Here is a 26,682-nt window from a genome sequence, read left to right as displayed (position 1 = left end):
AGGCCCTACAGCGCCCTCTCCCCCACCCACAACCCGCACTCGGCTTTGCCTTTGCCCTCCCAGCGGCCCGCCCTGGCCTCCTCCCCGGGGCGCACCGCCCGGGTGCAGGGCCAGCAGCCGATGCTCAGGAAGCCCGACCAGTACAGCGGGTTGACCGGCAGGTCGCGCTCGCGGGCATAGGCCTCCAGCCTATCGCGCCTCCAGTAGGCCAGCGGGTTGATGCGCAAGCGCTCCCCCCGCTCGAGGAAGCCGAGCGAGGCCCGGGTCGAAGCCTGGTCGCGGCTTCGGGCGTTGAGCAGGGCGCTGGGGTTCTTCCGGGCCAGGTACTCGCGCAGGGGGGCCACCTTGCGCGCGGCGCAGCAGCCGTCGGGGTCGCTGCGGTAACGCTCTTCCCCCCAGGGCTCCTCCCCCAAACCAGCGCTCAAGGTGACGAAGCGCATCTGGGGATAGCGGGCCGCCAGGCGATCGCGGGTCTGCAGGGTCTCGGGGAAGTGGTAGCCGGTGTCCACGAACACCACCTCGCCGGTGTAGCCCGCCTGGGCGGCCAGGTCGATGAGCACCACGCCGTTGAGGTTGAAGGCGCTGGTCATGAGCAGGTCGGGGTGCTGTTCCAGCGCCCACCCGATGACCGCCAAGGGATCGGTTTCCGCATCCCAGGCGTCGGGGGTGGAAAGCTCCGGCCCCGTCTTCACGCCCGCACCTCCACATCCACCCCCAGCCGCGCGAGCGCCTCCAATAGGCGATCCAGGCACTCCTGAAAGCTCATCTGGTCGGTGCGCAGGTGCACATCGGGGTGCAGGGGCGGCTCGTAGGGGTCGGAGATGCCGGTGAAGTTGGCGATCTCCCCCTTGAGCGCCCTGGCGTATAGCCCCTTCACGTCGCGCTGGATCAGGGCCTCCAGGGGGGCGTCCACGAAGACCTCGAGCTTCCTCGGGGCCTGCGCGAGCACCTCCTCGCGGGTGGCCCGGTAGGGGCTGATCGCGCTCACCAGCACGATCACCCCGTGCTTGGCCAGCAGGTTGGCCACGAAGCCGATGCGACGGATGTTGGTGTCGCGGTCCTCGCGGCTAAAGCCCAGCCCCTTCGACAGGTGCTCGCGCACCGCGTCGCCGTCGAGGTGCTCGACCTTCTGGCCGGCCTCGTAGAGGTGGACCTCGAGGGCTTTGGCCAGGGTGGTCTTGCCCGCGCCGGAAAGCCCGGTAAACCAAACCACCACCCCGCTCATGCTTCCGCCCACCCCGCGTAGCTCTCCAGCAACACCCGCCAGGCGTCGCGGGCCGCCAGGTCGGCCGCCAGCGCCGCCGCGGCCAGCACCCAGGCCGCAAAGCCGGGGTGGTGCAGCGTCACCGCCTGATCGGGGCCGATGCGGGCCAGGAGCCGGGAAGGGCCGAACTCCACCTCCACCGGCTGCGCCCGGTCCTCGCTGCTTTCGCGCAGCGAAACACACGTCTCGAGGTACACCCACCCCGAGGCCCTTCCCCCCGAAAGCTCCAGCGACGCGCTCGAGCCATGCTCAGCCCCGACCCGGCGGAACTGGAGGTAATTTCCTTCGAGCTTGGCGTGCAGGGCAAAAGCCCGCAGGCTGCTCGAGAGCGAGCCCAACAACTCTCTCCCCTGGGCCTCGAGGTAGAGGTTCTCGCCCAAGATCGCCCCGCCCAGCCGCCCAGTGAGGCGCTTGCCGTCCCAGGCCAGCTGCACCCGGTAGCTCATGCCGGGGCGGTGCACCCCGCCCTGGATGCGCTGCGCGGTGGAGGGGGCCTCGAGGGGAGGGTTATGAAGAGGTTTGTATTCCGACAAGCCCATGCCGTGCTCCCATGCCGAAAGGTTCAACGCGCCGATCGCCCAGAAGGCCAGGACAACACCGCCCGGAACACAGAAGCCCCCGCATGACCCGCCAGTTAGCCATAGCTTCGAACACACCGACCTCCTTATCTTTCCCGGATGGCCTCCGGGCCGGAATTGGCACCTACGCAAAGACACTTCAGCTTGCTGGCTGAAAGCCCCTACGGGTTGCCGCAGCTTCGCAGGGCCGTTCCCTCTGCTGCTCTGGATAAGATCCAGGGGCGCTGCCGCTCCCCCTCCCGGCCCCGTGCCGGGATGGAAGGTAGGCTAGCATAAGTGACAAAACTTGTAAACAATCCCCCGGTGCCGGGAGGATTGACAGCCTTGGGGATATTCACCTAAAGTGATCGTCAGATGAGGTGATTGTTTTGGGCGAACCCGACATCAAGGCCGAGCCGCCGCTCCCCGCGGAGCTCCTGCCCTACCTCGGCTTCGTGCTGTCCAAGGCCGCCGCTTTCCTACAGGGGCGGGTCAACGCGGAGCTGGCCGGGTTGCGGCTGGACTTCAAGCAGTTGGGTTTCCTGGCCCTGCTCTACTTGCAAGGCCCGCAGTCCCAGATCGAGCTGGGGCGCAAGCTGCGCATCGACCGCACCACCGTGGTGGGGATAGTGGACGACCTCGAGGCCAAGGGCTACCTCGAGCGCCACCCCAACCCCCACGACCGCCGGGCCTACCGCCTGGTGCTCACCCCCTCGGGCCGACAGGCCATCGAGCAGGCCGAGAAGATCGTCCTGCGCACCCAGGAGGAGTTTCTCTCCCCGCTGCGTCCCGGCGAGCGCGAAACCCTCCTGGACCTGCTGCGCCGCCTGATCTAGGCCGCCGGGCCCCAACGAAGGAGCTTCCCATGTCGCCATCCCCTCAAACCTCCTCCACGGCAAAACTGGGTTTTTGGAGCTTTCTAGCGCGTGAGCTGGCCCATGTCGGGTCCAACCGCCAGGTGGTGGTGCTGCTGCTGGGCATCGCCTTGCTGCCGGCGCTGTTCGCCCTGATCCAGATCAGCGGCGCCTGGGATCCTTATGGCAATCTGGCCCATCTGCCGGTAGGGCTGGTCAACCTCGACGAGGGCACCCGTTTCGCCAACGAGCGCGTAGACCTGGGCCGGGAACTCGAAAAAAGCTTGCTGGAGAAGAAGAGCTTTGACTTCAGGCGCTATCCCTCCGCCCAGGCCGCACGCGCCGCGGTGGATCGGGGCGAGGTGTACTTCGCCGTGATCATCCCCTCCGGCTTCAGTGCCCAGGCCCTGGAGGGGCGGGGGAACCGCCCGGCCAACCTCGTCCTGGTGAGCGCCGAGGGAAACAGTTATTTTGCCTCGACCATCGGCAAGCGCTTTGCCACCACCCTCAGCGACAGCATCAACGCCACCCTCGAGGAAAAGCGCTGGGCCGCGGTACTGCACACCTCGAGCGGGCTGGCGCAGCTCAAGCAAGCCCTGGGGCAGCTGCAGGGGGGAGCCGACCAGCTGCTGGAAGGCGCTAGCCGCCTGCATAGCGGCAGCCAGGCGCTGGCCCAGGGCCTCGCCGCCGCCTCCCACGGGGCCGCCCGGCTCCATCAGGGGGCGCAAACCCTCAGCCAGGGCGTGGGGGCCCTCACCGAGGGCATGAACCGGCTCTCCGGAGGGATCCGCACGGTGGTGGACAGGCTGCCCAGCGAGGCCCAGCTCGACCAGCTGGATACGGGCAGCCAACGCCTGGCGGACGGCGCATCCCGGCTTTCCCACGGCCTGCACGAGCTCGAGGGCGGCAGCGCCGAGTTGGCCTCGGGCAGTGCCCAGCTCAAGGACGGCCTGGGCCAGCTGGCCCAGGGCAGCGCGATGCTGGCCGAGAAAAGCCAAGAGCTCTCCCGCGGGCTGGCCAAGCTGGACGCGCTCAAGCTGGGCGGCCCCAACAGCCCCCTCTCCAAGGGCCTCGCCGAGGCGTACACGGGGTCACAGGCCCTGCACCAAGGGGCCGCGAGCATCGCCGAAAAGACGGCCCAGGCGGCCTCCGGGGCGGCAAGCCTGAACGCAGGCGCCACCCGCCTCTCGCAGGGGATGAGCGAGGCCGATACCGCTGGCCAAGAGCTGGCTACCGGCGCGCAGCGGCTAGGCCAGGGGGTGCGGGCTTTGGTGAGCGGCACGCGGCAGCTCGGTAGCGGGATGCAGGGCATGGCCGCGCGGTTGCCCGCCGAAGGCGATCTGGCGCGCCTGAATAGCGGCGCACAGGAGCTGAGCCAGAGGTCCGGCGAGCTGAGCCAGGGGCTAGACAAGCTCGCCGCAGGCAGCCAGCAGCTCAGCGCCGGGAGCGGGAAGCTCCAAAGCGGAGCGGAGAGCCTGGCGCGGGGGCTCGAGCTGGTCTACCAAAAGATCCCCGCCTCTAGCCCGCTGAACGGAGATGCCCGCGGGCTGGCCACCTCGGTCGTGCCCCGCCACGAGAACCTGCACCCGGTGCCCAACAACGGCCTCGCCACCGCCCCCTTGTTCGCCGGCTTCTCGCTGTGGATGGGGGTGCTGATCCTGAGCATGTTCTTCAACTACACCCACCTCCCCGAGGCGGCGCGAGGGGAAAGCCAGCTGGCCAAGGTGCTGGTCAAGCTCGCCCCAGCCGCCCTAATCGCCCTCGCCCAGGCCCTCGCCACCGGCGGGATTATCGCCTGGCTGATGCGGGGCGCGGTAGCCAACGGGTTTGGATTTTTCCTGGTGCTGCTTTTGGGGGCGCTGGCCTTTATGGCGGTGGCCGGCGCCATCATGCTGCTGCTGGGCGGGGCGGGGCGGGCGCTGGTCTCGCTATTGTTGATCCTGCAGTTCGTCTCCGCCGGGGGTAACTTTCCGATCGAGCTCTCGCCGCCCTTTTTCCGCCTGATTCACCCCTGGCTCCCGGTCACCCACCTGCTCGAGGCCATGCGCGCTACGCTGTTCGGCTCCTACGCGGGGGACTGGCTTCACCCCGCTCTGACCCTGCTCGCCTTCATGGCAGGGGGGCTGGGCCTGGCGACCCTGGCCGGGCGGCGCTGGGTGTACGTCAAGGACGAGGAGTACCGGCTCGAGCCGGCGCTGCTGAGCTGATCGGCCCCGCGCCGAAAAAGCCGGAAGGCCGCTGCCACACCACCTCGGCGGCTTTTATCCGCCGGGTCCAGGCGCTCCACGGCGATCACCACCCCGCCCGGAAGACCACCTCTACCGGCTGCGCAGCGCAGTTTTCGGGGTTGAGAAAAAATGCGCTGAGCCGCTCATCCGAAGTCACCGCTGGGGGGTAGCCCGTACGGGCTGGCCCCGGCAAATTGTTGACAATCTAGCCGACTATTTGGTAGACTCCTGCTCACAAACCACAGCCAGGAGGTTAACCATGGGCAATATACACCGTAGGCAGGTGATCCGTGCAGGGTTGGGGCTTTTGGGCATGGCTTCCTTGAGCCGCTTTTCTCCTTCGCTGGCCCAGCAGGATTCCCTGCGCATCGGGGTGGTGCTTTCCTATTCGGGACCCTACGCCCGGCTAGGGCAAGAGATCACCCGGGGGATGGAGCTTTACCTGGATAAAGTAGGTTATCAAGCGGGCGGACGGCGCATCCAGCTGCTCAAGGAAGATGAGGAGGCTGATCCAGCGGTGGCGGTGCGCAAGGTGCGCAAGCTGGTGGAGCAAGACCGGGTTAACCTGCTGGCGGGGATTGTCCTTTCCTCCTCGGCCTACGCCGTGCGCGATTACGTCCACGAGCGGCAGGTCCCGCTGATCGTCGCCAACGCGGCGGCCAACGGCATCACCCGCGAGCGCAGAAGCCCCTACATCTTCCGCACCTCCATCAGCGCCTGGCAACAGCACTATCCGATGGGGCCTTGGGTGGCGCGCAACGTGGGGAAAAAAGCCTTTCTGCTGGCGCTGGATTACGCTTTTGGCAAGGAGGCCACCGCGGCCTTCAAGGAAGGTTTCCAACAGGCCGGTGGAGAGGTGGTGGCCGAGCTCTACACCCCCCTGGGCAGCACCGACTACAGCGCGGTGATCTCGCGCATCGCCTCCGCCCGGCCAGAGGTCGTACACGCGGTGCTATCGGGGAGCGACGCGGTGATCTTCCTGCGGCAGTTCGCCCAGTTCGGCCTCAACCGCACGGTGCAGCTTGCGGTGAGCGGCGAGGTAACCGACGAGAACGTGCTCGAGGCCATCGGGGAGGCCGCTTTGGGGGCCAAGAGCGCCGACCACTGGGTCTACACCCTCAACAACAGCACCAACCGAGATTTCATCAAAGCCTACCGGCAAAAGTACAACGCCACCCCCAACCACTTTGCGGTGCGCGGTTACGACGCCATGCAGTTCATCGTAGACGCCATCAACGCCGCAGAGGGCGATGTGGATAACCGCCGCCGGTTCCTGAGGGCTTTTGAAAACGCCAAGATCATCAGCCCGCGCGGCTTCGTGCAGATGGACCCGGAGACCAACAACGCCACCCAGCACGTCTACGCGCGGGAGGTAGCCCGGGTGGAAGGGGTACTGGCCAACCGCCAGCTCGCCGACCTGGGCATCGTGCGCGATCCCGGGAAGTAGCCATGATGCTCCTGGGAATCCAACTCCTCAACAGCCTGGCCTTCGCCATGCTGCTGTTTCTGCTGGCCTCAGGCCTCTCGCTGATCTTTGGGGTGGCCCGGGTGATCAACTTGGCCCACGGGGCCTTATACATGCTGGGGGCCTACTTGGGCATGGCCTTGGGAAGCAGTGTGAACTTCTGGCTGGCCTTGCTGGTGGTTCCCTTGCTGGTAGGGGTCTTCGGAGTGGCGGTGGAGCGCTTTTTGCTGCGGGGATTGCACGGACGGGAGCTCGAGCAGGTGCTGCTTACCATCGGCTTGGGGTTCGTGGTCTCCGACCTGCTCCGGGCCGCTTTCGGCGCGGGGGTCCGCTCGGTCCCCCCGCCGGAAGCCCTGGCCGGGCCGCTGCTGCTGGGCTCTTTTATCTACCCCAAGTACCCCCTGTTCGTGCTGGCCGTAGGGGTCTCGCTCTTCCTGCTGATGCGGCTGCTGCTCTCCCGAACACCCTTTGGGGTGCAGGTGCGGGCGGTGACCGCCGACCCCGCCATGGCCAGCACCCTGGGCCTCCGGCCCGCCCGGATAAGCCTGTTGACCTTTGCCTTCGGCGCTGCCCTGGCCGGGCTGGGAGGGGTGGTGGGGGGCCCCATGATCGCCCTGGCCCCCGGTCTCGATGCCCAGATGACCCTCTTCGCCCTGATCGTGGTGGTGATCGGGGGGTTAGGCCGCATCGAGGGGGCTTTCTGGGGGGCTGTTCTGGTGGGGCTGGTGGACGGCTTTGGGCGCTTGTTCCTGCCCCAGGCCGCGATGTTCTTGATCTTCGCCCTGATGGCCCTGGTGCTGGCCTTGAGGCCGGAGGGGCTGCTAGGCCGGAGGATGGCATGATGGCCGGCAGCGAACTCCGCTCGGGGTCTGGCCGCTTGCCGCCGGCGATCTTGCGGGCAGGGCTGGTGCTGCTGTGGCTGCTGCCGCTGGCGTTGGGGGGATACCCGCTCTACCTGGCCACCGAGGCCGCTCTGCTGGCCCTGGCGGCGGTGGCGCTGAGCGTGTTGTTGGGCCACGGCGGGGTACCCTCGCTGGGCCAGGCGGCCTTTTTGGGCCTGGGGGCCTACACGGTGGGCCTGGCCCTCAAGGGGGGGATGCCTGTGCTGCCGGCCTTGGGGTTGGCCGTGCTGGTATCGGCAGGGTTCGCCCTCCTCACCGGGCTGCTGCTCTTCCGTACCCAGGGGATCTTCGTGCTGATGCTGACCTTGGCCTTTGGGCAGATGGTCTACTCGGCGGCCTACAAGTGGAATGCGCTTACCGGTGGCGACGACGGGCTGAGCCTTGCGGGGCTCGCCTTAAACCCCAGAGTCCTGCACGGGATAGCGCTGCTGACGCTTTTGGGCAGCATTTGGGGCCTGCGCTATCTGCTTCGTACCCCCTACGGCAAGACCCTCGAGGCCATCCGCCAGAACGAGGAGAAAATCCGCTCGCTGGGGGTGCCGACCTTTTACTACAAGCTCTCGCTTTTCGTCCTCACCGGGGCCCTCACCGGGCTGGCCGGGGGCGGGCTGGCCCTGCACCGCAGCTTCATCAGCCCCCACGACCTCTTCTGGCTGACCTCGGCCACCTTGATGGTGATGGTGCTCCTGGGGGGCAGCCGGGGCCTGTGGGGCGCGGCCTTTGGCGCACTGCTGTACACCTTCGTGCAGTCCTGGGTGAGCTCGTTCACCGACCTGTGGGGCGTGTTCGTGGGGCTGCTCCTCATCGGCACGGTGCTGTTCGCCCGCGAGGGGCTGTGGCCCCTGCTGGAGCGGCGGATCGGAGGTGAGCGTGGAGGCGCTTAGGGTCGAAGGGGTAAAGCGGGCCTTCGGGGGGCTATTGGCCCTGGCCGGGGTGAACCTGAAGGTAGCGGTGGGGGAGCGCCGGGCCGTGATCGGGCCCAACGGCGCAGGCAAAAGCACCCTCTTCAAGGTGGTGGCGGGGGAGCTCCGGCCCACCCAGGGAAAGGTCTACTTGGGTGGGCGCGAGGTGAGCGGGCTGCCCCAAGAACGGGTAGCCCGGCTGGGGTTGGGCCGCACCTTCCAACGCTCCAACGCCTTCCCGGAGCTTATGGTCTGGGAGAACGTAGCCCTGGCCCGCCAGGCGGCTTTAGGGAGAAGCCGACGCCTCTCGGAGCCGCTCGCGCCGGACCCCGAAGTACAGGCCGCGCTGAGCAAGGTGGGGCTGTCCGAGCGAGCCCAGCTGAAAGCCGCCCAGCTTTCGCACGGGGAGAAGCGGCAGCTCGAGATCGCCATGGCCCTGGTGCAAAACCCCAAAGTGCTGCTTCTGGACGAGCCCCTGGCGGGCCTCTCCGGGGCCGAGCGGGAGCGGATCGGGGCGCTCATCCTGAGCCTGGATCCGCAGATGACCGTGCTGCTGGTAGAGCACGACCTGGAGTATGCCCTCAGGTTTGCCCAGCGGGTCACGGTGCTGCACTACGGCGAGGTGGTGGCCGAGGGCGAGCCCGAGGCCATCCGGCAAGACCCCAAGGTGCAGGAGATCTACGTGGGCCAGGGCTGGCAGATGGGCCAGGCCACCGCCGCAGGCCCGGAGGTGTTGCGCTGTGCGGGGCTTTCGGCCGGCTACGGACCCATGCGGGTGCTGGAGGGGGTGAGCCTGCAGGTGGGTCAGGGGGAGGTGGTGGCCCTTTTGGGCCGCAACGGCATGGGCAAGACCACCCTGCTCTCGGCCCTGATGGGCTTGCTTCCCCTCCAGGAGGGGGAGGTGGTGTTTCTGGGGCAGGAGATTGGCCGCCTGCCCACCCACCGCCGGGCCGAGCTGGGCCTGACCCTGGTGCCCCAGGGGCGGCGGATGTTCGATGGGCTTTCGGTAGAAGAAGAGCTGCGCATGGCGGCCTGGGGGCAGCAGGGCCGCTGGACGCTGGAGCGGGTGCTGGAGGTCTTCCCTCGGCTGGCCGAGCGGCGCAAAAACCCTTCCCGCGCGCTCTCGGGAGGGGAGCAGCAGATGGTGGCCGTGGCCCGGGCCCTTTTGCGCAACCCCAAGCTGGTCTTGATGGACGAGCCCACCGAGGGGCTCTCGCCCCTGATGGTGCGGCAGGTGGCGGAGGTGATCCGCACCCTGAAGGCCGAGGGCGAGACGGTCTTGCTGGCCGAGCAGAACGTGCAGATGGCGCTGGCGGTGGCGGACCGGGTCTACATCCTGGAGCACGGCGAGATCGTGTGGGAGGGCCGCCCCCAGGAGGCCAGCGGGGCTGTGTTGCAGCGGTATTTGGGTGTGTGAGCGAGGTGAACGTATGGCGAGGGTCAAAGGTGGGGTCTCCTCTCGGCTTGGCCGGATGCTGGAGGAGCTGCAGGAGGGAATAGAGGACGGGCTGGTGCCGGCCTGGATCTTCAACGACCCCGAGCTTTTTGAGCTGGAAAAGGAGAAGATCTTCAGCCGCTCCTGGGTGTATCTGGCCCACGAGTCGGAGATCCCCAACCCCGGCGATTACGTGCTGCGCTACGTGCTGAACAACCCCTACATCGTGGTGCGGGGCGAGGACGGGGTGGTGCGGGCCTTGCTCGACATGTGCCGCCACCGGGGGATGCGGGTCTGCCGGGCCGAGCTGGGCAACGCCAGCCACTTCCGCTGCCCCTTCCACGGCTGGACCTACCGCAACGACGGCCGGCTGATCGGGGTGCCGGCCGAGCGCGAGGCCTTTGGGCCCGGCTTCAACAAGGCGGAGTGGGGGTTATGCCCCATTCCTCGCCTCGAGGTCTTCGACGGGATGATCTTCGGCAACCTCGACCCCGAGGCCCCGGGCCTCGAGGAGTGGCTGGGGGAGATCCGCTGGTACTTGGAGCTCGTGACCAAGCGCAGCCCGGCGGGCCTCGAGGTGCTGGGTCCGCCCCAGCGCTGGGTGGTCCACACCGACTGGAAGCTGGCGCTGGAGACCTTCCTGAGCGACAGCTACCACACCCTCATGACCCACCGCTCGCTCATCGAGCTGGGCATCGCCCCCAAGGACGCCAAGTACGCCATGTACGGCGAACAGATTCACATCCCCGGCAAGGGTCACGGCAGCATGGTGGTGGGGGCCCCGCCCGGGGCCAAGCTGCCCCCCTTCTGGGGCTACCCGGAGGAGATGCTCGAGCGGGCCCGCACCTCCTACCCCACCCGTGAGCAGTTCGAGACCGCCCGCGAGACCCGCATCCTGCTGGTCACGCTCTTCCCCAACTTCTCCTTCCACAACCCCATCCGCAAGCCCGACCACAAGTACCAAGGCACCGTGCCGATGCTCACCTTCCGGGTCTGGCACCCCTTGGGACCGGGCCGCATCGAGATTTTCTCCTGGGCCTTGGTGGAAAAAGACGCCCCGGAGTGGTTCAAGGAGAAGACCCGGCACTCCTACCTGCGCTTTTTCGGCTCCTCGGGCACCTTCGAGCAGGACGACACCGAGATCTGGAGCCACGTGGCCCACAACGCCGCCACCGCCCAGGGCCGGGAGCTGCGCCTCAACTACCGCATGGGGCTCGAGCTCGAGCCCGACCCCAACTGGCCGGGGCCGGGGGTGGCCTACGGGCTCAACTTCACCGACGCCAACATGCGCAACTTTCACCGCCGTTACCTGGAGATGCTCCTCTCTTGAGGTGGGCCATGGACCGTGTGCAAGCCTTGCTCAACTGCCTGTACAAGGAAGCCGAGCTGCTCGATGAGGGGCGCTACCGGGAGTGGCTGACCCTGCTAGCCGAGGACGTGCGCTACCGGGTGCCGGTGCGGGTCACCAAGGAGCGGGGCCCGGAGGGCGGGGTGAGCGGGGTGATGGGGGGGATGTACCACCTGGACGAAGACTACACCTCCCTCGAGATGCGCGTGGCCCGCCTCGAGACCGGCTTCGCCTGGGCCGAAGACCCCCCTTCCCGCCTGCGCCACTTCGTGACCAACGTGCGCATCGGCGAGCCCAGGCCCACCCCCAAGGGCGAGGAGACCGAGGTGCGCTCCAACCTGCTCATCTTCAGGAGCCGCTGGGACCGGCCCGACCACACCTTTCTCTCGGCCGAGCGCCGCGACGTCTGGCGGCAGGAGGAGGGGGGCTGGCGGCTGGCCGGCCGCACGGTGATCCTGGACAGCGCCACCCTGCCCACCCACAACCTGGCCTTTTTCTTCTAGGGAGGTACCCATGCTCACCCTGACCAACGAGTTCACTACCGTGACGGTGGAGAAGATCGCCACCCGCAACGGGGAGCGGCTATGCATTACCTCCCCGCGCCTGGGCTACCGCGTGGAGCTCGACCCCCTGGAGCTCGAGGCCCTCACCTGGCAGCCGGTGGAGACCTTCTCGCGGCTGCTTTCCACCCCCTTCGGCCCCGACGAGGAGGGCGTGGAAGCCCGGCCGCTTTCCGACCTGATCCTCTTCGGAGGGGAGCATGGTTAAGGTGGGCATCGTGGGGGCGGGGCCGGCGGGGCTCTTGCTGGCCCACCTGCTGCACCGCGAGGGGATTGAGGCGGTGGTGCTCGAGGCCAGAAGCCGCGAGTACCTGGAGACCAGCCCCCACCGCATCCGCGCCGGGGTGCTGGAGTGGGGCAGCAGGGAGATTCTGCGCCGGGCCGGGCTGGGGGAGCGGATGCTCGAGCAGGGCTTAGAGCACCGCGGGGTCTACCTGGCCTTCGACGGGGCCCTGCACCACCTGGACTTCCCTAGCCTCACCGAGGGGAAGAGCATCTGGGTCTATGGCCAGCAGTTTGTGGTGCAGGACATGATCCGGCTCTACCTGGCCCAGGGCGGGGAGATTCGCTTCGAGCACGAGGTGTTGGGCCTGGAGGCCGCCCCGGAGGGCCTGCGCCTGCTCTACCGAACCCCCGAGGGGGCTACCGAGCAGCTCGCCTGCGAGTTTGTGGTGGGGGCCGATGGCTCGCACAGCCGGCTGCGGGCCCAGATACCCGGAGCCCGGCTGTACCAGAAAAACTACCCCTTCGCCTGGCTGGGCATTCTGGCCGAGGCCCTACCCGCTGCCGAGGAGCTCATCTACGCCAGCCATCCCCGTGGCTTTGCCCTTTTCAGCATGCGCTCGCCCACCCGCTCGAGGAACTACCTGCAAGTGGGGGTGGAGGAGCGGCTCGAGGACTGGCCCGAGGAGCGCATCTGGGCCGAGCTCAGCGAGCGGCTTGCGGGGGTGGCCGAGGTGCGCCCGGGGCCCCTGTTGGAAAAGAGCCTCACCCCCTTGCGCTCTTTGGTGGTGGAGCCCATGCAGCACGGCCGCTTCTTCCTGATGGGCGACGCGGCCCACGTGGTGCCGCCCACCGGGGCCAAGGGCATGAACCTGGCCCTCTCCGACGCGGTGCTGTTGTACCGGGCCCTGCTGGCCTACTACCGGCGGGGCGAGGAGGGCTTCCTGCTGGGCTACACCCAGGACGCGCTGCGCCACGTCTGGCAGGCCGAGCTCTTCTCTTACTTCATGACCACCCTGCTCCACACCCCCGCCGATCCCTTCGACGACGGCCTGCGCACCGCCCAGCTCCGCCACCTAGCCGAAAGCCCCCACCTGCGGCGTTTTCTGGCCGAGAACTACGTGGGCCTCTACACCAGCGGCCGCTACGCCGGGTGGGTGGGAGGGGAGGTCCCGGCCTAGCCCAGGGGCCCCTCCCTGGGCGTTTGCCGCACGGATTGTTGACAATGTGGTCAACTATGGCTAGCATGCGTGCAGGAGGTTCCCATGTCCGAAGTAAGCACTGAAGGGGTCTGGCCCTACTGCGACCTGGCCCACCTGGCCCACCTCGAGCTCCTCACCCCGAAGCTCGAGCAAAGCCTCCACTTCTTCACCGAGGTGATGGGCCTGAGCGTGAGCGAATCCACCCCCAACTCGGTTTACCTGCGCGGCTGGGACGACTATGAGCACCACACCCTCAAGCTCACCGCCGCCCCCCAGCCCGGCCTGGGACACTTCGCCTTCCGGGTCAGGAGCCCCGAGGCCCTCGCCCGGCGGGTGCGGGTCCTGGAGCAGAGCGGGCTGGGCCAGGGCTGGGTGGAGGAGCGCGGCCACGGCCCGGCCTACCGCTTCCACACCCCGGACGGGCACCTTGTGGAGCTCTACTACGAGACCACCTGGTACACCCCCACCGAGGCCACCCGGCCCGCCCTCAAGAACCAAGCTTCCCGCTTCCCTGGCAAAGGGGCCAACCTGCGCCGGCTCGACCACATCAACCTGCTGGCCGCGGACGTGCGGGCCATGCGGCTGTTCATGGAGGGCAACCTGGGGATGAAAGTCACCGAGCAGATCATCTTCAGCGGGGGGGACGAGCAGGGAGTCTGGCTCACCAGCAACAACAAGACCTACGACGTAGCCATCACCAAAGACCACCTGGGGGCCAGGGGCCGCTTTCACCACTGCACCTACGCGGTGGACAGCCGCGAGGAGGTGCTAAGAGCAGCAGATATCTGCTTGGAGCACGGGGTCAAGATCGAGACCGGGCCGCACAAGCACGCCATCCAGCAGACCTTCTTCCTCTACGTCTACGAGCCGGGGGGCAACCGCTTCGAGGTGGCCTGCCCGGGGGCCCGGTTGCTCCTGGCCCCGGACTGGAAGCCCATCGTTTGGAACGAGGAGGAGCGCAAGCGGGGCCAGGCCTGGGGGCTGCAGACGGTGCCCACCTTCCACACCTACGGCACCCCCCCGGTAGAGGCCCAGGAGGCCTGAGATGGCGGTGACGGAGAAGTCCACCGAGACCCAGAGCGCCTACCTTCTGGTGCGGCGGGCCATTCTGGCCGGGGAGCTGCTGCCGGGGCAGCGCTTAGTAGAGAAGGAGCTCTCCGAGCGCTTCGGGGTGGGGCGGGCGGCCATCCGCACCGCCTTGGCCCGGCTCGAGCAGGAGGGTCTGGTAGAGAGCGAGCCCTTCCGGGGGGCGCGGGTGCGCACCATCGGCGAGGCCGAGGCGGTGGAGATCTTAGAGGCCCGCGCCGCGCTGGAGGCCCTGGCCGCCCACCACGCGGCCCGCAAGGCCACCCCCGAGCAGGCCGAGGCCCTGTGGGCCATCCACCGCCAGATGGAGGAGCGCCACCGCGCGGGCGACCTGTGGGGCATGTCCGAGCTCAACAGCCTGCTCCACCGCACCTTGGTGGAAATCTCCGGTCACCAGACCGCAGCCCGGCTCATCGAGGGGCTGCGGGCCCAGGGGGTGCGGCACCAGTTCCACACCATCCTGGTGCCGGGCCGCCCCCAGCAGTCCTTGGAGGAGCACCGCCGGATCATCGCCGCGGTGGCCGCCCACCAACCCGAAGAGGCCGAAGCCGCCATGAAGGCCCACCTGGGGGGCGTCATCGCGGCCCTCAAACGCATCGGAAGGAGTACCCTATGACCCCCAGCGAACGCGCCATCGAACTGGTGCAAGGCGCCTACGACCTGCATGTGCACATCGAACCCGACGTGATCCCCCGCCACACCCACGACCTCGAGCTGGCCCAGCGCTTCCGCGAACGGGGCCTGGCCGGCTTCGTGCTCAAGTCCCATTACGTCCCGACCGCCGAGCGGGCCCTCTTGGCCCGGCGGGTGGTGCCGGAGGTGGAGGTACTGGGCAGCCTGACCCTGAACCACGGGGTGGGAGGGCTGAACCCGGTGGCGGTGGAGATCGCCGCCCGCGAGGGGGCCCGCATCGTCTGGCTGCCCACCGTGGACGCGGCCAACGAAGCCCGGGAGGCCGACGCCCTGCCCCCGGAGAAAAAGCCCCTGTGGGCCAAGCTGCAAGTGGAGTTCCGAGAGGCCGGGCTACCCCTCGATCCCATCGAGGCGCTGGACGCCAACGGGCGGGTGGTGCCGGCCCTGCGCCAGGTGCTGGGGGTAGTGGCCCGGCACGGCCTGGTGCTGGCCACCGGGCACTTGGGCCGCGCGGAGATTCTGAAGGTGGTGGAGGCCGCCTTGGAGGAAGGGGTGCGCTACATCGTGGTCACCCACCCCGACTACCCCACCCAGGCCCTGCCCATCCCCGAGCAGCGCTACCTGGCCCAGCAGGGGGCCTACCTCGAGCGCTGCCTGGTGCCCTCCTGGAGCGGCAAGGTGCCCTGGGAACGGGTGTTTGAGGCCATCCGGGCTACCGGGGTGGAGCGTAACGTTCTTTCCACCGACTTAGGCCAGCCCAAGAACCCTCCCGTAGAGGACGGGCTGGCCCTCTTTGCCGACAAGCTCTTGGAAGCGGGCTTTGACGAAGCCGAGGTGCGCCAGATGGCCGTGACCAACCCCGTGAAGCTGGCCAAAGGAGGGCGGGCATGAAGCGGATGCTGGTCTTCAGCGCCCACGCCGCCGACTTCGTCTGGCGGGCTGGGGGGGCCATCGCCAGCGTGTGCGCCCAGGGGGGGCAGGCGCGGGTGGTGGCCCTGAGCTACGGCGAGCGCGGGGAGTCGGGAGAGCTGTGGAAGGAGCCGGGGCAGACCCTCGAGCGGGTCAAGGCTATCCGCCACGCCGAGGCCACCCAGGCCGCCGAGGCTTTGGGGGCCAGCTTCGAGTGCCTGGATCTGGGCGACTACCCCTTGCGGGTGGACGAGCGAGCTCTGGAGCGCCTGGTCGAGATCATCGTGGAGACCGCCCCGGACCTGCTCCTGACCCACCCCGAGAAGGACCCCTTCAACCCCGACCACCCGGTGACCTACGAGGCGGTGGAGAAAGCCCGCCAGCTCGCCAGCGGGGCCGGGGTGGCCAGCGCCTTCCGCACCGTGCGGCCCCCCGAGTTTTTGCTCTTTGAGCCCCACCAACCCGAGCTGTGCGGCTTCGTGCCCACGCTCTTCCTGGACATCACCCCGGTCTGGGAGAAAAAGCAAAAGGCTATGGAGGCCTTCGCCTCGCAGGGTTATCTGCGCCAGTACTACGGCGAGCGGGCCGCCCACCGGGCCAACCACGCCCGCCGCATCGCCGGCCACAAGGACATCGAGCGCGCCGAGGCCTTCCAGCGCGCGCTGCCCCAGGTGGTGAGGAGCTTATGAGCCTGAGCCAAGACGAACTGCAAACCCTAGCCCGGCTGGGGGTGGCCACGGTCTACGAGGCTTCGGGACGGGAGGGGCTGGTAGACCTGCCCCTCTTGCCGCTCGTGCCCGGCAGCCGGGTGGCGGGGCCCGTTCTGACGGTGTTGTGCGCCCAGAATGACAACCTGATGGTCCACGCGGCCATGGCCGCGGTGCGGCCCGGCGAGGTGCTGGTCTTCGCCATGCCCGAGCCCGCCCCGGTAGCGCTGGTGGGGGAACTTTTGGCCACCCAGGCCAAAGCCCAGGGGGCCGCCGGGATGCTGGTGGACGCCGCGGTGCGCGACGCCGAGGAGCTGGCCCAGATGGGCCTGCCCATCTGGACCCGGTACGTGCGGGCTAAGGGGGCCGAGCGCAAATCGCTGGGGCAGATCGGGGTTCCCTTGCAACTGGGCGGGGCCCTTATCCGTACCGGCGACATCCTGGTGCTGGACGCCGACGGGGCAGTGGTGGTGGCCAAGGAGCGCTCGAGGGAGGTGCTCGAGGCCGCCCAGGCTCGTGCCCAGCGGGAAGAGGGCCTGCGCGGGCGCTTCCAGGCGGGGGAGCTCTCCGTTGACCTCTACGGCCTGCGCTCTCATGTCGAAGGTGAACTGTCTAAGGTGCCAAGGGAAAAAACGTAGGGAGGAGGTCTATGAGGAGGGTAGGAATCTTCACGGTTGTGGGGGTAGTTGGACCTCTGGTCGCGCTAACCCAAGCGCAGTCGGCTCCAATCACCAATGTGGAAGCTCAGCGGTCTTGCTCAAGCTTGGCAGGCTTGGTCATACCTATAAGCGCAATTGGGTTGCCTACAAGTGGAGCGATGGTTTTGGCGGCCACTGACGTGAACGATACGGATATAGCAGGCTATCCACGTAGCTACTGCAAGGTCACCGGCAACATTTGGGCAGTGGATCCCACAGCCTCCCCCATTCGCTTTGAAGTCAACCTTCCCAAAAGGTGGAATCAGCGGGTATTGCAGTACGGGGGTGGAGGCACCAACGGAACGGTGGTGACAGGATTGGATCCATTTAGTGGTGCGCCGGCTAACGTCCCTACTCCATTAGCCCGTGGTTACGTTACCCTGGGCAGCGACTCCGGTCACTCTTCCGAGGGGAAACCACCTTTTGATACCAGTTTTGCTTTAAATCAGGAAGAGCTGATGAATTTCGCCCAATGGCAGATTAAAAAGACGTTGGATGTCGCCAAATTCCTTATTCGGCGGGTATATCGCCAAGAGCCCCGCTACACCTACTTTATAGGTGGTTCGCAAGGCGGCCATGAAGCCCTTGACGCTGCCCAACGCTATCCGGACGACTACAACGGCATAGTTGCCCACTACCCAGCTTACAACGTTATCAACATGTGGCTGGGTGCGTGGGCTCAGGCCAGGGCTATCTACGGCAACAAGCTGGGCGTGCCTAGTCCTGCGTGGATGAACCCAGCTAAGGTTGCTACCTTGGTTGCTTATGTGCGGGCACAGTGTGATGGTTTAGATGGCCTTGAAGATGGCATCATCAGCGATGTGCGCGCCTGTAACGCCAAGGTAAGCACTGAAAGCATTAGAGCAGCCTTGCGTTGCCCTGGTGGGGCCGACACTGGGGAGACTTGTCTTTCTGATCCTCAGCTTGCGGCAGTGGAGAAAATCGCTTCGCCCGTACAGTTTGGCTTTGCTTTTGCTGGGGGCAGTACCAGTTATCCCCGTTGGCCTATCCTAGAGGGAGCAACGTTTACCCAGAACCATCTGGGACGCAGCAACACCGCCGACTTGAGTAAGTTTCCCTTTGCCCCTGACGGCTCAGCGTTCCAGCTCTTCCCGGCTAAGGGCGCCATTCAAGGGTTCATCACCCGGGACATGAACTATGACCCCTTAGCCTTTGAACCAAGCCAATGGGTGAGCCGCATTCAGCAAGTTTCAAGCTGGGCGGATGCGGTTAGCACCGATTACAGCCGGTTTATTGCCAAGGGGGGTAAGATGATTCTTACTCACGGTACCATTGACGATTCCATCACGCCCCACAACACTATTGCTTATTGGAACAAGCTGGTGGCGGACATGGGGCAGGCAGAGGTCAGAAAATTTGCCCGCTTCTATCTGATTCCGGGGATGGGACATGGCAGCGGTATTTTCACAGCTCGGCACGATTGGCTATCAACGCTGGAAGCCTGGGTCGAGCGAGGGGAAGCACCGGAGCACCTTATTGCAGTGGACGGCAACACCAGTTCTGCAACTGCAGCAACCAATGGGCGTACTCGCCCATTATGCGAGTACGGTACCTACCCCAGATACACTGGCCCAGCCAATCCCACTCAGGCACAAGCCAACGACGCAGCCAACTTTACTTGCACACCTTACTAACACGAGATCTTCTGTGGACAAGAACCTGTCAATTGCCGTGCTGGGCCTGGGTGAGGCCGGAGCGGCCATCGCCCAAGACCTCCTGCAGGCCGGGGCGGAGGTGGTGGGCTACGACCCCATTCCCGAAAAAGGCGTGCCGGGGATCCGGCGGGCTTCCAGCGAGGCCGAGGCGGCCTGGGGGGCCGGGGTTGTCCTCAGCGTGAACTGGGCCCGGGTGGCGCTCGAGGTGGCCCAGCGGGTGGCCCCGGTGCTGGGGCCGGGGGTGGTCTACGCCGACCTCAACACCGCGGCCCCGGCGCTCAAGCGGGCCCTCTGCGAGGCGGTAGCCCCCACCGGGGCTCTTTTCGCCGACATCGCCCTGATGAGCCCGGTGCCGGGCAGGGGCCTGCGCACCCCAGCGCTCGCCTCGGGGCCGGGGGCTTTGGCCTATGCCGAGCGGCTGGGGCCGTTGGGCGCGGTGGTGGAAGTGGTAGGGGAAGCGCCGGGGGCCGCCGCCACCCGCAAGCTCCTGCGCAGCATCTTCTTCAAAGGGCTGGCGGCGGCGGTGGGGGAGGCTTTGGAGGCGGCCCGGCGGCTTGGCCTCGAGGCCGAGACCCGTCAGAACATCGCCCAGACCCTGGAGGAGGCCAACGCCGCGCTCGTTGACCGGTTGGTGGAGGGTAGCCTGCGCCACGCCCGGCGCCGACGGGAGGAGATGGCGGCCGCGGCGGCGATGCTGCAAGAGCTGGGGCTGAAACCGCTTATGGCCCAGGCCACCGAAGCCTGGCTGGGCGAGATGGAAAAGGGGCAATCCGGCAACTAAGGCGGCCTTGTGTGCGTATAGCGCACAATGTTCACAGAACGCACAGCCCGTGCTATAATCCCTTCCATCATGAATCTCTTGCCCGAGGCGGTGCTGGAAGCCGAGGCCCACAACGAACAGGAGAGCTTTTTCGTGGAGGCCCTGGCGAGGGGGCTCTCGGTGATTCGCTGCTTCGACGAGGGCCACGAGCGCCTTACCATCAGCGAAGTGGCCCGCCTCACCGGCCTCAGCCGGGCCACCGCCAGGCGCTCGCTTTTGACCCTGCACACCCTCGGCTATGTGGCCACCGACGGCAAACTGTTCTGGCTGACCCCCAAAATCCTGAGCCTGGGCCATGCCTACCTCTCCTCTACCCCCCTGCCCCGCCTGCTCCAGCCGGTGCTGGAGGAAGTGAGCGCCCAGCTTCACGAGTCCTGCTCGGCCAGCATCTTGGACGGCGGGGAGATCGTCTACATTGCCCGCGCCGCCACCCGCCGCGTCATCTCGGTGGGGCTGGGGGTGGGCAGCCGCCTGCCCGCTTACTGCACCTCCATGGGCCGGGTGCTGCTGGCCGCCCTGGAGCCCGCAGAGCTGGAGGCCTACCTACAGCGCACGCCCCTGCGCCCCCTGACCCCCCACACCCTCACCGACCCCGAACTCCTGCGCGAAGAGCTGGCGCGGGTGCGCGGCCAAGGCTATGCCCTGGTAGACCAGGAACTCGAGCTGGGGCTGCGCTCGTTGGCCGTGCCGGTGAAAAACGCGCGGGGCCGGGTGCTGGCGGCCATGAATGTGGGGGTGCAGGCCGGGCGGGTGAGCCGGGAGGAGCTTTTGAAGCGCACGCTGCCGGTGTTGCTCCAGGCCGCGGCCTCGCTGGTGCCGCTGTTGGGAATCTGAGGGAGGGGTATGACGCGCTTTGCCAAGGTAAACGGTCTTGTCCTGCACTACCGGCTCGAGGGGGAAGGTCCCCCGGTGGTCTTCATCAACTCCTTGGGCAGCGACCTGCGCCTCTGGGACGCCCAGGCCGCAGGGCTCGCCTCCCGTTTCCAGGTGGTGCGTTACGACAAACGCGGCCACGGCCTCTCCGAGGCCCCACCCCCACCCTACACCCTGGCCGACCACACCCGGGATCTAAAGGCCCTGCTCGACCACCTTGCCCTCGAGCAGGTCAGCCTGGTAGGCATCTCGGTAGGGGGGATGATCGCCCTCGACTTCGCCCGTACCCATCCCGAGCGCACCCGTGCGCTGGTGCTGATGGACACCGGGGCCCGCATCGGGAGTGCAGAAAGCTGGGACGGGCGCATCCGGGCCATCGAGGAGACCTCGTTGGCCGAGGTGGCCAAGGGGGTCATCGCCCGCTGGTTTACCCCGACTTTTTTCCGGGAGCAACCCGCCGCCGCGCAGGGCTACTACCACATGCTTGCGCGCACCCCGACCGAGGGCTACCTCGGAACCTGCGCGGCCTTGCGGGATGCCGACCTGCGCGGGGGGCTGGAGGCGGTACGGGCTCCGGCGCTGGTAGTGTGCGGGGCCCAAGACCCCTCCACCCCGCCTGCCCTCTCGGAGGCGCTGGCCCAGGAGCTGGGGGCCCCGCTGCGGCTCATCGAGGGAGCCGCCCACCTGCCCTGCATCGAGCAACCCGAGGCCACCCTGAACGAAATCCGCGCCTTTTTGGAGGCCCACGGTGGACGATAGATATGAACGCGGGCTGAACAACCGCCGGGCGGTGCTGGGGACGGCGTACGTGGCCCAGGCCCAGGCCCGCACCACGCCCTTTGACGCCGACTTTCAGCGCTTCATCACCGAGTACGCCTGGGGAGAGGTTTGGGGACGGGAAGGGCTCGAGCGCAAAACCCGCCACCTGCTCACCCTGGCCCTGCTGGCAGCCCTGGGCCACGAACACGAGCTGGCCCTACACCTGCGGGCCACCGCCAATACCGGGGTGCGCCCCGAAGAGGTACGCGAGGTGCTGATGCAGGTTGCGGTTTATGCCGGGGTACCGGCGGCCAACCGGGCCTTTGCCATCGCCAAGGAGGTTTTCAAGGAGGAAGTATGAGCCAAAGCCGCGTACTGGACTGGAGCATCCAGCCCCCCTACCTCTACAGCCCCTATGTGGCCACCGTGCGCCGGGCCCCCCACCACCCCCTGGTGCCCTTGCCGGCCTCGCTTCTGGAGCGCACCGGTCCCGTCTACGGCGAGGGGGATATCGGCCCCCTGGACCACGACCTGACCCAAAACGCCGCCAAGAACGGGGAACCTTTGGGGGAGCGCATCATCGTGAGCGGTCGGGTGCTCGACGAGAACGGGCGGGGGGTGCCGGGGGTCTTGATCGAGATCTGGCAGGCCAACGCCGCCGGGCGGTACATCCACAAAAACGACCAGCACGATGCGCCTCTGGACCCCAACTTCGTCGGCGCGGGCCGCACCCTCACCGACGAACGGGGTTGCTATCGCTTCATCACCATCAAGCCCGGCGCTTACCCCTGGAGGAACCACCCCAACGCCTGGAGGCCGGCCCACATCCACTTCTCCCTCATCGGGCGCAACTTCAGCGAACGGTTGGTCACCCAGATGTACTTCCCCGGCGACCCCTTGCTCGAGCACGATCCCATCTACCAAGGCATCCCCAACGTCAAAGCCCGCGAGCGCCTCATCTCGAGCTTCGACCTCGAGCTCACCCGCCCCGAGTGGGCCCTGGGCTACCGCTTCGACATCGTGCTCGCCGGTTACGACCGGATGTACTTCGAGGAGGGAGGCCACTGATGCGCCCGCAGTCGCCCAGCCAAACCGTGGGTCCCTTCTTCGCCTTCGCCCTGGTGCGCGAAGGGGGCAACATCCTGGTGAACGAGCAGACCCTGGGGGAGCGGATCACCCTGAAAGGCCGGGTGCTGGACGGGGACGGGGTGCCGATAGACGACGCCTTGGTGGAGATCTGGCAGGCCGACGCCCAAGGGCGCTTCCGTCACCCCGCCGACCCCCAGCACGCCCAGGCCGACCCCCACTTCAGGGGTTTTGGCCGCTCGGGGACGATGGGCGAGGGGTTCTGGTTCCGCACCGTCAAGCCGGGGCCGGTTCCCCCCAGCCCGGTGCCCTACATCGACGTGCGGGTCTTCGCCCGGGGGATGCTGATCCACGCCGTCACCCGGCTGTACTTCTCCGACCACGACAACACCCAGGACCCGATCTTTGCCGCCCTCGAGCCCGCGCGCCGTTCCACCTTGCTGGCCCAGCGCTGCCAGACCCCCGACGGCGTGGTGTACCGCTGGGACATCCGCTTGCAGGGCGAGGGGGAGACGGTGTTCTTCGATCTGTAGCCATGCCTTTTCTGCCGAGTGAATCCAGGCTGTTTGAAAGGCTCTACGGCGAGCCGGCCCTGGCCGAGCTCTTCCGCGACGAGCGCTGGGTGGGGTTCTTGCTCGAGGTCGAGGTCGCCTTGGCCAAGGTGCAGGGGGAGCTGGGGATCATTCCCCCGGAGGCCGCGGCGGCCATCGGGGGTTTGCAAAGCTTCATCCCGGACTGGGAGGCTTTGGCCCGGCAGACCGAGCGGGATGGGGTTCCCATCGCCGGCCTGGTGACGCAGCTACGGAAGGCCGTCGGAAGCGAACACGGCCCCTACCTCCACTGGGGGGCCACCACCCAGGACATCCTGGACACCGCCTTCATCCTGCAAGCGCGCTCGGCGCTGGGGCTGCTGGAGGACGAGCTGCGCCGAACCCTGCGGGCCCTGGCCGGCCTGGCCCGGCGGCACCGCCACACCCTGATGGCCGGGCGCACCCACGCCCAGCAAGCCCTGCCCATCACCTTCGGCTTCAAGGTGGCGGGCTGGATGGCCCCGCTGCTGCGCGATCTGGAGCGCCTGGAAGAGCTCAAAGGGCGGCTTTTGGTGGTGCAGCTGGGCGGTGCGGTGGGCACCCTGGCCGCGCTGGGGGAGGAGGGGGTGAGGGTCGTGGAGGGCCTGGCCCGCGAGCTGGGCCTGGGCACCCCCCCCATCCCCTGGCACACCGCCCGCGACAACCTGGCCGAGTTGGCGGGGTGGCTCTCGCTGCTCACCGGCAGCCTGGCCAAGATGGCCCAGGACGTCATCCTGCTCGCGCAGAGCGAGGTGGGCGAGGTTTCGGAAAGCGCCGAGGCCGACCGGGGGGGCTCCTCCACCCTGCCGCAGAAATCCAATCCGGTGAGGAGCGAGGTCATCCTGGCCTCAGCCCGGGCCAATGCGGCGTTGCTATCCGCCGTCCACCAGGCCCTGATCGCCGAGCACGAGCGGGCCACCCACGGTTGGCAGTTGGAGTGGCTCACCCTGCCGCAGATGTTTTCTCATACCGCCGCCGCCCTCCATCAGGCCCGCTGCCTGAGCGAGGGAATGGTGGTGCACCCCGCGGGGATGCAGGCCAACCTGAGGGCCTCGCGGGGGCTGATGCTGGCCGAAGCCATAAGCTTCGCCCTGGCCGAGCACATGGACCGCGACCAGGCCAAAGCCCTCGTGCGGGAGGCGGCCAGGGCGGCGCGCTCCGAAGGGCGCCACCTGGTGGAGGTGGTGCGGGAGCGGGTGGGCTTCCCGCTGGACTGGGAGGCCTTGAGCGAGGAGGGCTATCTGGGCTCGAGCCAGCTCTTCATCGACCGGGTGTTGCAGCAGGCGGAGGGGGTTTTGCATGGCTGAGGCGCCCGGCCATGGAGTTTGGCGCGCCTGGGGCCTCCCCTCGCCGCGAGACTTGGGAGGGATCGGGTGAAACGCGTTCCACAGATCACCGCGGAAGAAGCGGCGGCGAAAGTCAAGGACGGAGATACCCTGCTGGTGGGGGGTTTTGGCATGACCGGCAACCCCGTGCACCTGCTGCACGCCCTGGCCCAAAGGCCGGTCAAAAACCTCACCTATGTGGGCAACAACGTCGGAGAGGCCGGGCTGGGCGGTGGGCGGTTGCTGCGCAACGGGCAGATCAAGAAAGCCATCGGCTCGTACTTCACCTCCAACCCCGAGGCCGTGCAAGCCGCGCAGAGCGGGGCCATCGAGGTCGAGTTGCTCCCACAGGGCTCGCTGGCCGAGGCCCTGCGGGCCGGGGGGGCGGGCCTTGGCGGGTTCTATACGCCCACCGCGGCCGGAACCCTGCTCGCCAGGGGCAAAGAGACCCGCGTCATCGGCGGGAAGGAATACGTATTCGTCGAGCCCCTGCGGGGCAACGTGGCTTTTATCCGAGCCTGGAAGGCCGACACCGCCGGCAACCTGGTCTACCGCATGACCGAGCAGAACTTCAACAAGGCCATGGCCACCGCCGCCGACTTGGTGATCGCGGAGGTCGAGCAGATCGTCCCGGTGGGCGAGATCGACCCCAACCAGGTCCACACCCCCGGCTGCTACGTGGATTATCTGGTGGAGGCCAAGATGACCCCGGAGCTGCTGGGCTCCTCGGCCTCGGTGGAGGGGAGCAAAAAAGCGGATCCCAAGCGCCTGGCCATAGCCCGTCGGGCCTTGCAGGAACTCAAACCCGGCGACGTGGTCAATCTGGGCATCGGCATCCCCACCCTGGTGGCCGACCTCATCACGCCCGAGATGGGCATCATCCTGCACAGCGAGAACGGCATGCTGGGGGTGGGGCCGGCGCCCGAGGAGGGTGGCGCGATGGATTACCCGGTAAATGCGGGCAAAATCCCGGTAACTGCCCTGCCGGGGGCTTCCTACTTCGACAGCGCCGATTCCTTCGCCATGATCCGTGGGGGGCACGTGGACGTGGCGATCATGGGCGGGTTGCAAGTAGACGAAAAGGCCAACCTGGCCAACTGGGCGGTGCCCGGTAAACCCTTGCTGGGGGTGGGGGGGGCGATGGACCTGGCCTCGGGGGCTAAGAAGCTCATCATCACCATGACCCACACCAACCCCGACGGCTCTTCCAAGATCGTGCCCGAGTGCGACCTACCCCTCACCGCGAGGCACGCGGTAGACCTGGTGATCACCGAGCTGGCGGTGTTCGGTTACCCTGAAGGACAACTCACCCTTCTGGAGCTGATGCCGGGGGCCACTTTGGAAGAGGTGCGGGCCAAGACCGCCGCGCGGTTTCGATGACCCGTATGCGGGGCCTTCTCCTAATCCTGGCTTTGCTGGTGTGCTGCGCCCCCCGCCAAAGCCTCGCCGCAGACTTCCGCGGAGAGATCCAAAGCGGTGGCCAGGTACGCACCTACGAAGGCCACCTTCCCCCTCACGCCGGTGCCCGATTACCCCTCTTGCTGGTATTGCACGGAGGTGGGGGCAACGGGCACGGCATGCGTCGTTTGGCCGGAATGGATGAATTAGCTGACCGGGCGGGATTCTTGGTGGTCTATCCCAACGGCTATAAGCAAAGCTGGGCCGATGGCCGGGGAACCACCAAGGCCGAGCAAGCCGGGGTGGACGACGTGGCCTTTCTCCGATCCTTGATCGAGCAGCTTATCCAAAAGTACGGGGTAGATCCCCGGCGAATATACGCCGCGGGAATTTCCAATGGAGGGTTGATGGTGGGGCGGATGGCCTGTGAACTCTCCGATGAGATCGCGGCCTTTGCCGTAGTGGCGGCCACCTTCCCCGAGCGCCTCACCGCCACCTGCCACCCTTCGCGTCCGGTACCGATTCTCTTCATCCATGGAACCCTGGACCCCATCCTCCCAGCCGCGGGCGGGATCCCCAAGGTGGGGGCTGGTGGGGCCATCCTCTCGGCTGAGGAAGCGGTGGACTTCTGGCGCAGGCTGAATACCTGTGGGACCTCTCCCGTCGAGGAGAAGCTCATCGATCCGGTGCAAGACGGAACCCAAACCCTTTTCCGCCGCTGGGCTTGCGCCCAGGGAAGCCAGGTGCTCTTCTACCGAGTAAACGGAGGTGGGCATACCTGGCCGGGGGGATGGCAGTATCTGCCGGAGGATTTGGTGGGCCGAACCAGCCGCGACTTCAGTGCTACTGAGGCCATCTGGGCTTTCTTTGACTCTCTATAGTACAGTGCCGGTGAGCAAGGGGCTCGAGGGATCGGAACGGCGGGGCCTGGGAACACCCTAGGGCTCGGGTTACCCTGGCCAGAGCCTGCTAGGAAGCCAAACGTAAACCATCCAGGACTTGAGGGTGTCGGCCAGGCATGAAAGATTTCACAGTCAGCGTTCCGATCAGCCGACCTCGATGAGGGGGAATTGGTATGCAGCGCAGATGGCGATCGTTCACGACGCCATCCGAACCCACCTGGCCCATCCTGTCTACGAGTTTGCCCCAACTGCGCACTTGCGGACGGCCCCGGCCAGGTCGCGGGTCTCGTCGCTGCTGAGGG

The 26,682-nt window shown here is 67.2% G+C and carries 28 protein-coding genes and 1 riboswitch; of the genes, 25 read left to right on the top strand and 3 right to left on the bottom strand.

Annotation, left to right across the window (positions count from 1 at the left end):
• Positions 1–5: 5 nt before the first annotated feature.
• The 3 genes from DNA98_RS05020 to DNA98_RS05010 are packed head-to-tail and all read right to left on the bottom strand — an operon-like array spanning position 6 to position 1,803.
• Entirely contained in the window at positions 6–692 is a 687-nt protein-coding gene (locus DNA98_RS05020) for a phosphoadenylyl-sulfate reductase (protein ID WP_110527133.1), read from the bottom strand.
• Positions 689–1,225, bottom strand: a complete 537-nt coding sequence (cysC, locus tag DNA98_RS05015) for an adenylyl-sulfate kinase (protein ID WP_110527130.1) — start codon at positions 1,223–1,225, stop codon at positions 689–691. Before cysC ends, DNA98_RS05020 begins: the two co-directional genes overlap by 4 nt.
• Positions 1,222–1,803, bottom strand: coding sequence for a hypothetical protein (locus tag DNA98_RS05010; protein WP_110527127.1), 582 nt, complete (start codon positions 1,801–1,803; stop codon positions 1,222–1,224). The genes cysC and DNA98_RS05010 overlap by 4 nt, the downstream gene beginning before the upstream one ends.
• Before the next feature lie 122 nt (positions 1,804–1,925).
• A riboswitch (SAM riboswitch) is annotated at positions 1,926–2,057 on the bottom strand.
• A 144-nt stretch (positions 2,058–2,201) separates the two neighbouring features.
• On the opposite strand from DNA98_RS05010, the gene DNA98_RS05005 reads away from it, so the two are divergent.
• The 25 genes from DNA98_RS05005 to DNA98_RS04885 all read left to right on the top strand — a co-directional run bounded on the left by DNA98_RS05005 (position 2,202) and on the right by DNA98_RS04885 (position 26,359).
• A complete protein-coding gene (locus DNA98_RS05005; RefSeq protein ID WP_110527124.1) occupies positions 2,202–2,657 on the top strand; it encodes a MarR family winged helix-turn-helix transcriptional regulator in 456 nt (151 codons plus the stop codon).
• Between the two features lie 29 nt (positions 2,658–2,686).
• Positions 2,687–4,882: a YhgE/Pip domain-containing protein gene (locus DNA98_RS05000; protein ID WP_110527121.1), complete on the top strand. Its 2,196-nt coding sequence runs from the start codon at positions 2,687–2,689 to the stop codon at positions 4,880–4,882.
• Between the two features lie 280 nt (positions 4,883–5,162).
• Positions 5,163–6,350 (top strand): ABC transporter substrate-binding protein, encoded by a 1,188-nt coding sequence (locus DNA98_RS04995; RefSeq protein ID WP_110527118.1) that lies wholly within the window; start codon positions 5,163–5,165, stop codon positions 6,348–6,350.
• A gap of 2 nt (positions 6,351–6,352) precedes the next feature.
• Positions 6,353–7,210, top strand: a complete 858-nt coding sequence (locus DNA98_RS04990; protein WP_110527115.1) for a branched-chain amino acid ABC transporter permease — start codon at positions 6,353–6,355, stop codon at positions 7,208–7,210.
• Positions 7,207–8,154 (top strand): branched-chain amino acid ABC transporter permease, encoded by a 948-nt coding sequence (locus tag DNA98_RS04985; protein WP_110527112.1) that lies wholly within the window; start codon positions 7,207–7,209, stop codon positions 8,152–8,154. The genes DNA98_RS04990 and DNA98_RS04985 overlap by 4 nt, the downstream gene beginning before the upstream one ends.
• Positions 8,135–9,589 carry an ATP-binding cassette domain-containing protein gene (locus DNA98_RS04980; protein WP_110527110.1) on the top strand — a complete coding sequence of 485 codons (1,455 nt, stop codon included), beginning with the start codon at positions 8,135–8,137 and terminating at the stop codon, positions 9,587–9,589. Before DNA98_RS04985 ends, DNA98_RS04980 begins: the two co-directional genes overlap by 20 nt.
• 13 nt (positions 9,590–9,602) lie before the next feature.
• Positions 9,603–10,937, top strand: coding sequence for an aromatic ring-hydroxylating dioxygenase subunit alpha (locus DNA98_RS04975; RefSeq protein ID WP_110527107.1), 1,335 nt, complete (start codon positions 9,603–9,605; stop codon positions 10,935–10,937).
• 8 nt (positions 10,938–10,945) lie between these two features.
• Complete coding sequence (locus DNA98_RS04970) at positions 10,946–11,458, top strand: 3-phenylpropionate/cinnamic acid dioxygenase subunit beta (protein WP_110527104.1); 513 nt, start codon at positions 10,946–10,948, stop codon at positions 11,456–11,458.
• A 10-nt stretch (positions 11,459–11,468) separates the two neighbouring features.
• Positions 11,469–11,723 carry a dihydrodiol dehydrogenase gene (locus tag DNA98_RS04965; RefSeq protein ID WP_110527101.1) on the top strand — a complete coding sequence of 85 codons (255 nt, stop codon included), beginning with the start codon at positions 11,469–11,471 and terminating at the stop codon, positions 11,721–11,723.
• Positions 11,716–12,918 carry a 4-hydroxybenzoate 3-monooxygenase gene (locus tag DNA98_RS04960; protein ID WP_110527099.1) on the top strand — a complete coding sequence of 401 codons (1,203 nt, stop codon included), beginning with the start codon at positions 11,716–11,718 and terminating at the stop codon, positions 12,916–12,918. The genes DNA98_RS04965 and DNA98_RS04960 overlap by 8 nt, the downstream gene beginning before the upstream one ends.
• Positions 12,919–13,002: 84 nt before the next feature.
• The gene (locus tag DNA98_RS04955) at positions 13,003–13,983 is read left to right on the top strand and encodes a catechol 2,3-dioxygenase (RefSeq protein ID WP_110527096.1); all 981 of its coding nucleotides are present in this window, start codon (positions 13,003–13,005) and stop codon (positions 13,981–13,983) included.
• 1 nt (position 13,984) lies between these two features.
• Positions 13,985–14,641 (top strand): GntR family transcriptional regulator, encoded by a 657-nt coding sequence (locus DNA98_RS04950; RefSeq protein WP_110527093.1) that lies wholly within the window; start codon positions 13,985–13,987, stop codon positions 14,639–14,641.
• Positions 14,638–15,549: a DUF6282 family protein gene (locus DNA98_RS04945; protein ID WP_110527089.1), complete on the top strand. Its 912-nt coding sequence runs from the start codon at positions 14,638–14,640 to the stop codon at positions 15,547–15,549. The genes DNA98_RS04950 and DNA98_RS04945 overlap by 4 nt, the downstream gene beginning before the upstream one ends.
• Positions 15,546–16,256, top strand: a complete 711-nt coding sequence (locus DNA98_RS04940; protein ID WP_110527086.1) for a PIG-L deacetylase family protein — start codon at positions 15,546–15,548, stop codon at positions 16,254–16,256. Before DNA98_RS04945 ends, DNA98_RS04940 begins: the two co-directional genes overlap by 4 nt.
• On the top strand, positions 16,253–16,912 hold the full coding sequence (locus DNA98_RS04935; protein ID WP_165363986.1) for a 4-carboxy-4-hydroxy-2-oxoadipate aldolase/oxaloacetate decarboxylase: 660 nt from the start codon (positions 16,253–16,255) through the stop codon (positions 16,910–16,912). Before DNA98_RS04940 ends, DNA98_RS04935 begins: the two co-directional genes overlap by 4 nt.
• A gap of 179 nt (positions 16,913–17,091) precedes the next feature.
• Positions 17,092–18,627, top strand: coding sequence for a tannase/feruloyl esterase family alpha/beta hydrolase (locus DNA98_RS04930; protein ID WP_158531604.1), 1,536 nt, complete (start codon positions 17,092–17,094; stop codon positions 18,625–18,627).
• Positions 18,628–18,640: 13 nt separating this feature from the next.
• Entirely contained in the window at positions 18,641–19,429 is a 789-nt protein-coding gene (locus DNA98_RS04925) for a DUF1932 domain-containing protein (RefSeq protein WP_233493093.1), read from the top strand.
• Between the two features lie 69 nt (positions 19,430–19,498).
• Entirely contained in the window at positions 19,499–20,302 is an 804-nt protein-coding gene (locus tag DNA98_RS04920) for an IclR family transcriptional regulator (RefSeq protein WP_110527076.1), read from the top strand.
• Positions 20,303–20,311: 9 nt separating this feature from the next.
• The gene (pcaD, locus tag DNA98_RS04915; protein ID WP_110527073.1) at positions 20,312–21,100 is read left to right on the top strand and encodes a 3-oxoadipate enol-lactonase; all 789 of its coding nucleotides are present in this window, start codon (positions 20,312–20,314) and stop codon (positions 21,098–21,100) included.
• The gene (pcaC, locus tag DNA98_RS04910) at positions 21,090–21,461 is read left to right on the top strand and encodes a 4-carboxymuconolactone decarboxylase (protein WP_110527070.1); all 372 of its coding nucleotides are present in this window, start codon (positions 21,090–21,092) and stop codon (positions 21,459–21,461) included. The genes pcaD and pcaC overlap by 11 nt, the downstream gene beginning before the upstream one ends.
• On the top strand, positions 21,458–22,168 hold the full coding sequence (gene pcaH / locus DNA98_RS04905) for a protocatechuate 3,4-dioxygenase subunit beta (RefSeq protein WP_110527067.1): 711 nt from the start codon (positions 21,458–21,460) through the stop codon (positions 22,166–22,168). The genes pcaC and pcaH overlap by 4 nt, the downstream gene beginning before the upstream one ends.
• Positions 22,168–22,719: a protocatechuate 3,4-dioxygenase subunit alpha gene (gene pcaG / locus DNA98_RS04900; RefSeq protein WP_110527065.1), complete on the top strand. Its 552-nt coding sequence runs from the start codon at positions 22,168–22,170 to the stop codon at positions 22,717–22,719. Before pcaH ends, pcaG begins: the two co-directional genes overlap by 1 nt.
• A gap of 2 nt (positions 22,720–22,721) precedes the next feature.
• Positions 22,722–24,062 carry a 3-carboxy-cis,cis-muconate cycloisomerase gene (gene pcaB / locus DNA98_RS04895; protein ID WP_110527062.1) on the top strand — a complete coding sequence of 447 codons (1,341 nt, stop codon included), beginning with the start codon at positions 22,722–22,724 and terminating at the stop codon, positions 24,060–24,062.
• A 66-nt stretch (positions 24,063–24,128) separates the two neighbouring features.
• Entirely contained in the window at positions 24,129–25,460 is a 1,332-nt protein-coding gene (locus DNA98_RS18400; RefSeq protein WP_110527059.1) for a 3-oxoacid CoA-transferase, read from the top strand.
• 5 nt (positions 25,461–25,465) lie between these two features.
• Complete coding sequence (locus tag DNA98_RS04885; protein WP_158531603.1) at positions 25,466–26,359, top strand: PHB depolymerase family esterase; 894 nt, start codon at positions 25,466–25,468, stop codon at positions 26,357–26,359.
• Positions 26,360–26,682: the final 323 nt, after the last annotated feature.

It is taken from the genome of Meiothermus sp. Pnk-1 (genome assembly GCF_003226535.1).
Taxonomy (GTDB): Bacteria; Deinococcota; Deinococci; order Deinococcales; family Thermaceae; genus Allomeiothermus.
This window is presented reverse-complemented; position numbering and strand designations above follow the sequence as displayed.

Excerpts from the sequence above, each read along its gene's own strand:
- DNA98_RS04965 (WP_110527101.1), top strand. The coding sequence starts at position 11,469 with ATGCTCACCCTGACCAACGAGTTCACTACCGTGACGGTGGAGAAGATC.
- DNA98_RS04960 (WP_110527099.1), top strand. The coding sequence starts at position 11,716 with ATGGTTAAGGTGGGCATCGTGGGGGCGGGGCCGGCGGGGCTCTTGCTG.
- DNA98_RS04955 (WP_110527096.1), top strand. The coding sequence starts at position 13,003 with ATGTCCGAAGTAAGCACTGAAGGGGTCTGGCCCTACTGCGACCTGGCC.
- pcaD (WP_110527073.1), top strand. The coding sequence starts at position 20,312 with ATGACGCGCTTTGCCAAGGTAAACGGTCTTGTCCTGCACTACCGGCTC.
- DNA98_RS04885 (WP_158531603.1), top strand. The coding sequence starts at position 25,466 with ATGCGGGGCCTTCTCCTAATCCTGGCTTTGCTGGTGTGCTGCGCCCCC.
- pcaG (WP_110527065.1), top strand. The coding sequence starts at position 22,168 with ATGCGCCCGCAGTCGCCCAGCCAAACCGTGGGTCCCTTCTTCGCCTTC.
- DNA98_RS04985 (WP_110527112.1), top strand. The coding sequence starts at position 7,207 with ATGATGGCCGGCAGCGAACTCCGCTCGGGGTCTGGCCGCTTGCCGCCG.
- DNA98_RS04945 (WP_110527089.1), top strand. The coding sequence starts at position 14,638 with ATGACCCCCAGCGAACGCGCCATCGAACTGGTGCAAGGCGCCTACGAC.
- DNA98_RS04995 (WP_110527118.1), top strand. The coding sequence starts at position 5,163 with ATGGGCAATATACACCGTAGGCAGGTGATCCGTGCAGGGTTGGGGCTT.
- DNA98_RS05010 (WP_110527127.1), bottom strand. The coding sequence starts at position 1,803 with ATGGGCTTGTCGGAATACAAACCTCTTCATAACCCTCCCCTCGAGGCC.
- DNA98_RS04940 (WP_110527086.1), top strand. The coding sequence starts at position 15,546 with ATGAAGCGGATGCTGGTCTTCAGCGCCCACGCCGCCGACTTCGTCTGG.
- cysC (WP_110527130.1), bottom strand. The coding sequence starts at position 1,225 with ATGAGCGGGGTGGTGGTTTGGTTTACCGGGCTTTCCGGCGCGGGCAAG.
- pcaH (WP_110527067.1), top strand. The coding sequence starts at position 21,458 with ATGAGCCAAAGCCGCGTACTGGACTGGAGCATCCAGCCCCCCTACCTC.
- DNA98_RS05000 (WP_110527121.1), top strand. The coding sequence starts at position 2,687 with ATGTCGCCATCCCCTCAAACCTCCTCCACGGCAAAACTGGGTTTTTGG.
- DNA98_RS04930 (WP_158531604.1), top strand. The coding sequence starts at position 17,092 with ATGGTTTTGGCGGCCACTGACGTGAACGATACGGATATAGCAGGCTAT.
- pcaB (WP_110527062.1), top strand. The coding sequence starts at position 22,722 with ATGCCTTTTCTGCCGAGTGAATCCAGGCTGTTTGAAAGGCTCTACGGC.
- DNA98_RS04935 (WP_165363986.1), top strand. The coding sequence starts at position 16,253 with ATGAGCCTGAGCCAAGACGAACTGCAAACCCTAGCCCGGCTGGGGGTG.
- DNA98_RS04975 (WP_110527107.1), top strand. The coding sequence starts at position 9,603 with ATGGCGAGGGTCAAAGGTGGGGTCTCCTCTCGGCTTGGCCGGATGCTG.
- DNA98_RS04920 (WP_110527076.1), top strand. The coding sequence starts at position 19,499 with ATGAATCTCTTGCCCGAGGCGGTGCTGGAAGCCGAGGCCCACAACGAA.
- DNA98_RS04990 (WP_110527115.1), top strand. The coding sequence starts at position 6,353 with ATGATGCTCCTGGGAATCCAACTCCTCAACAGCCTGGCCTTCGCCATG.
- DNA98_RS04970 (WP_110527104.1), top strand. The coding sequence starts at position 10,946 with ATGGACCGTGTGCAAGCCTTGCTCAACTGCCTGTACAAGGAAGCCGAG.
- DNA98_RS04950 (WP_110527093.1), top strand. The coding sequence starts at position 13,985 with ATGGCGGTGACGGAGAAGTCCACCGAGACCCAGAGCGCCTACCTTCTG.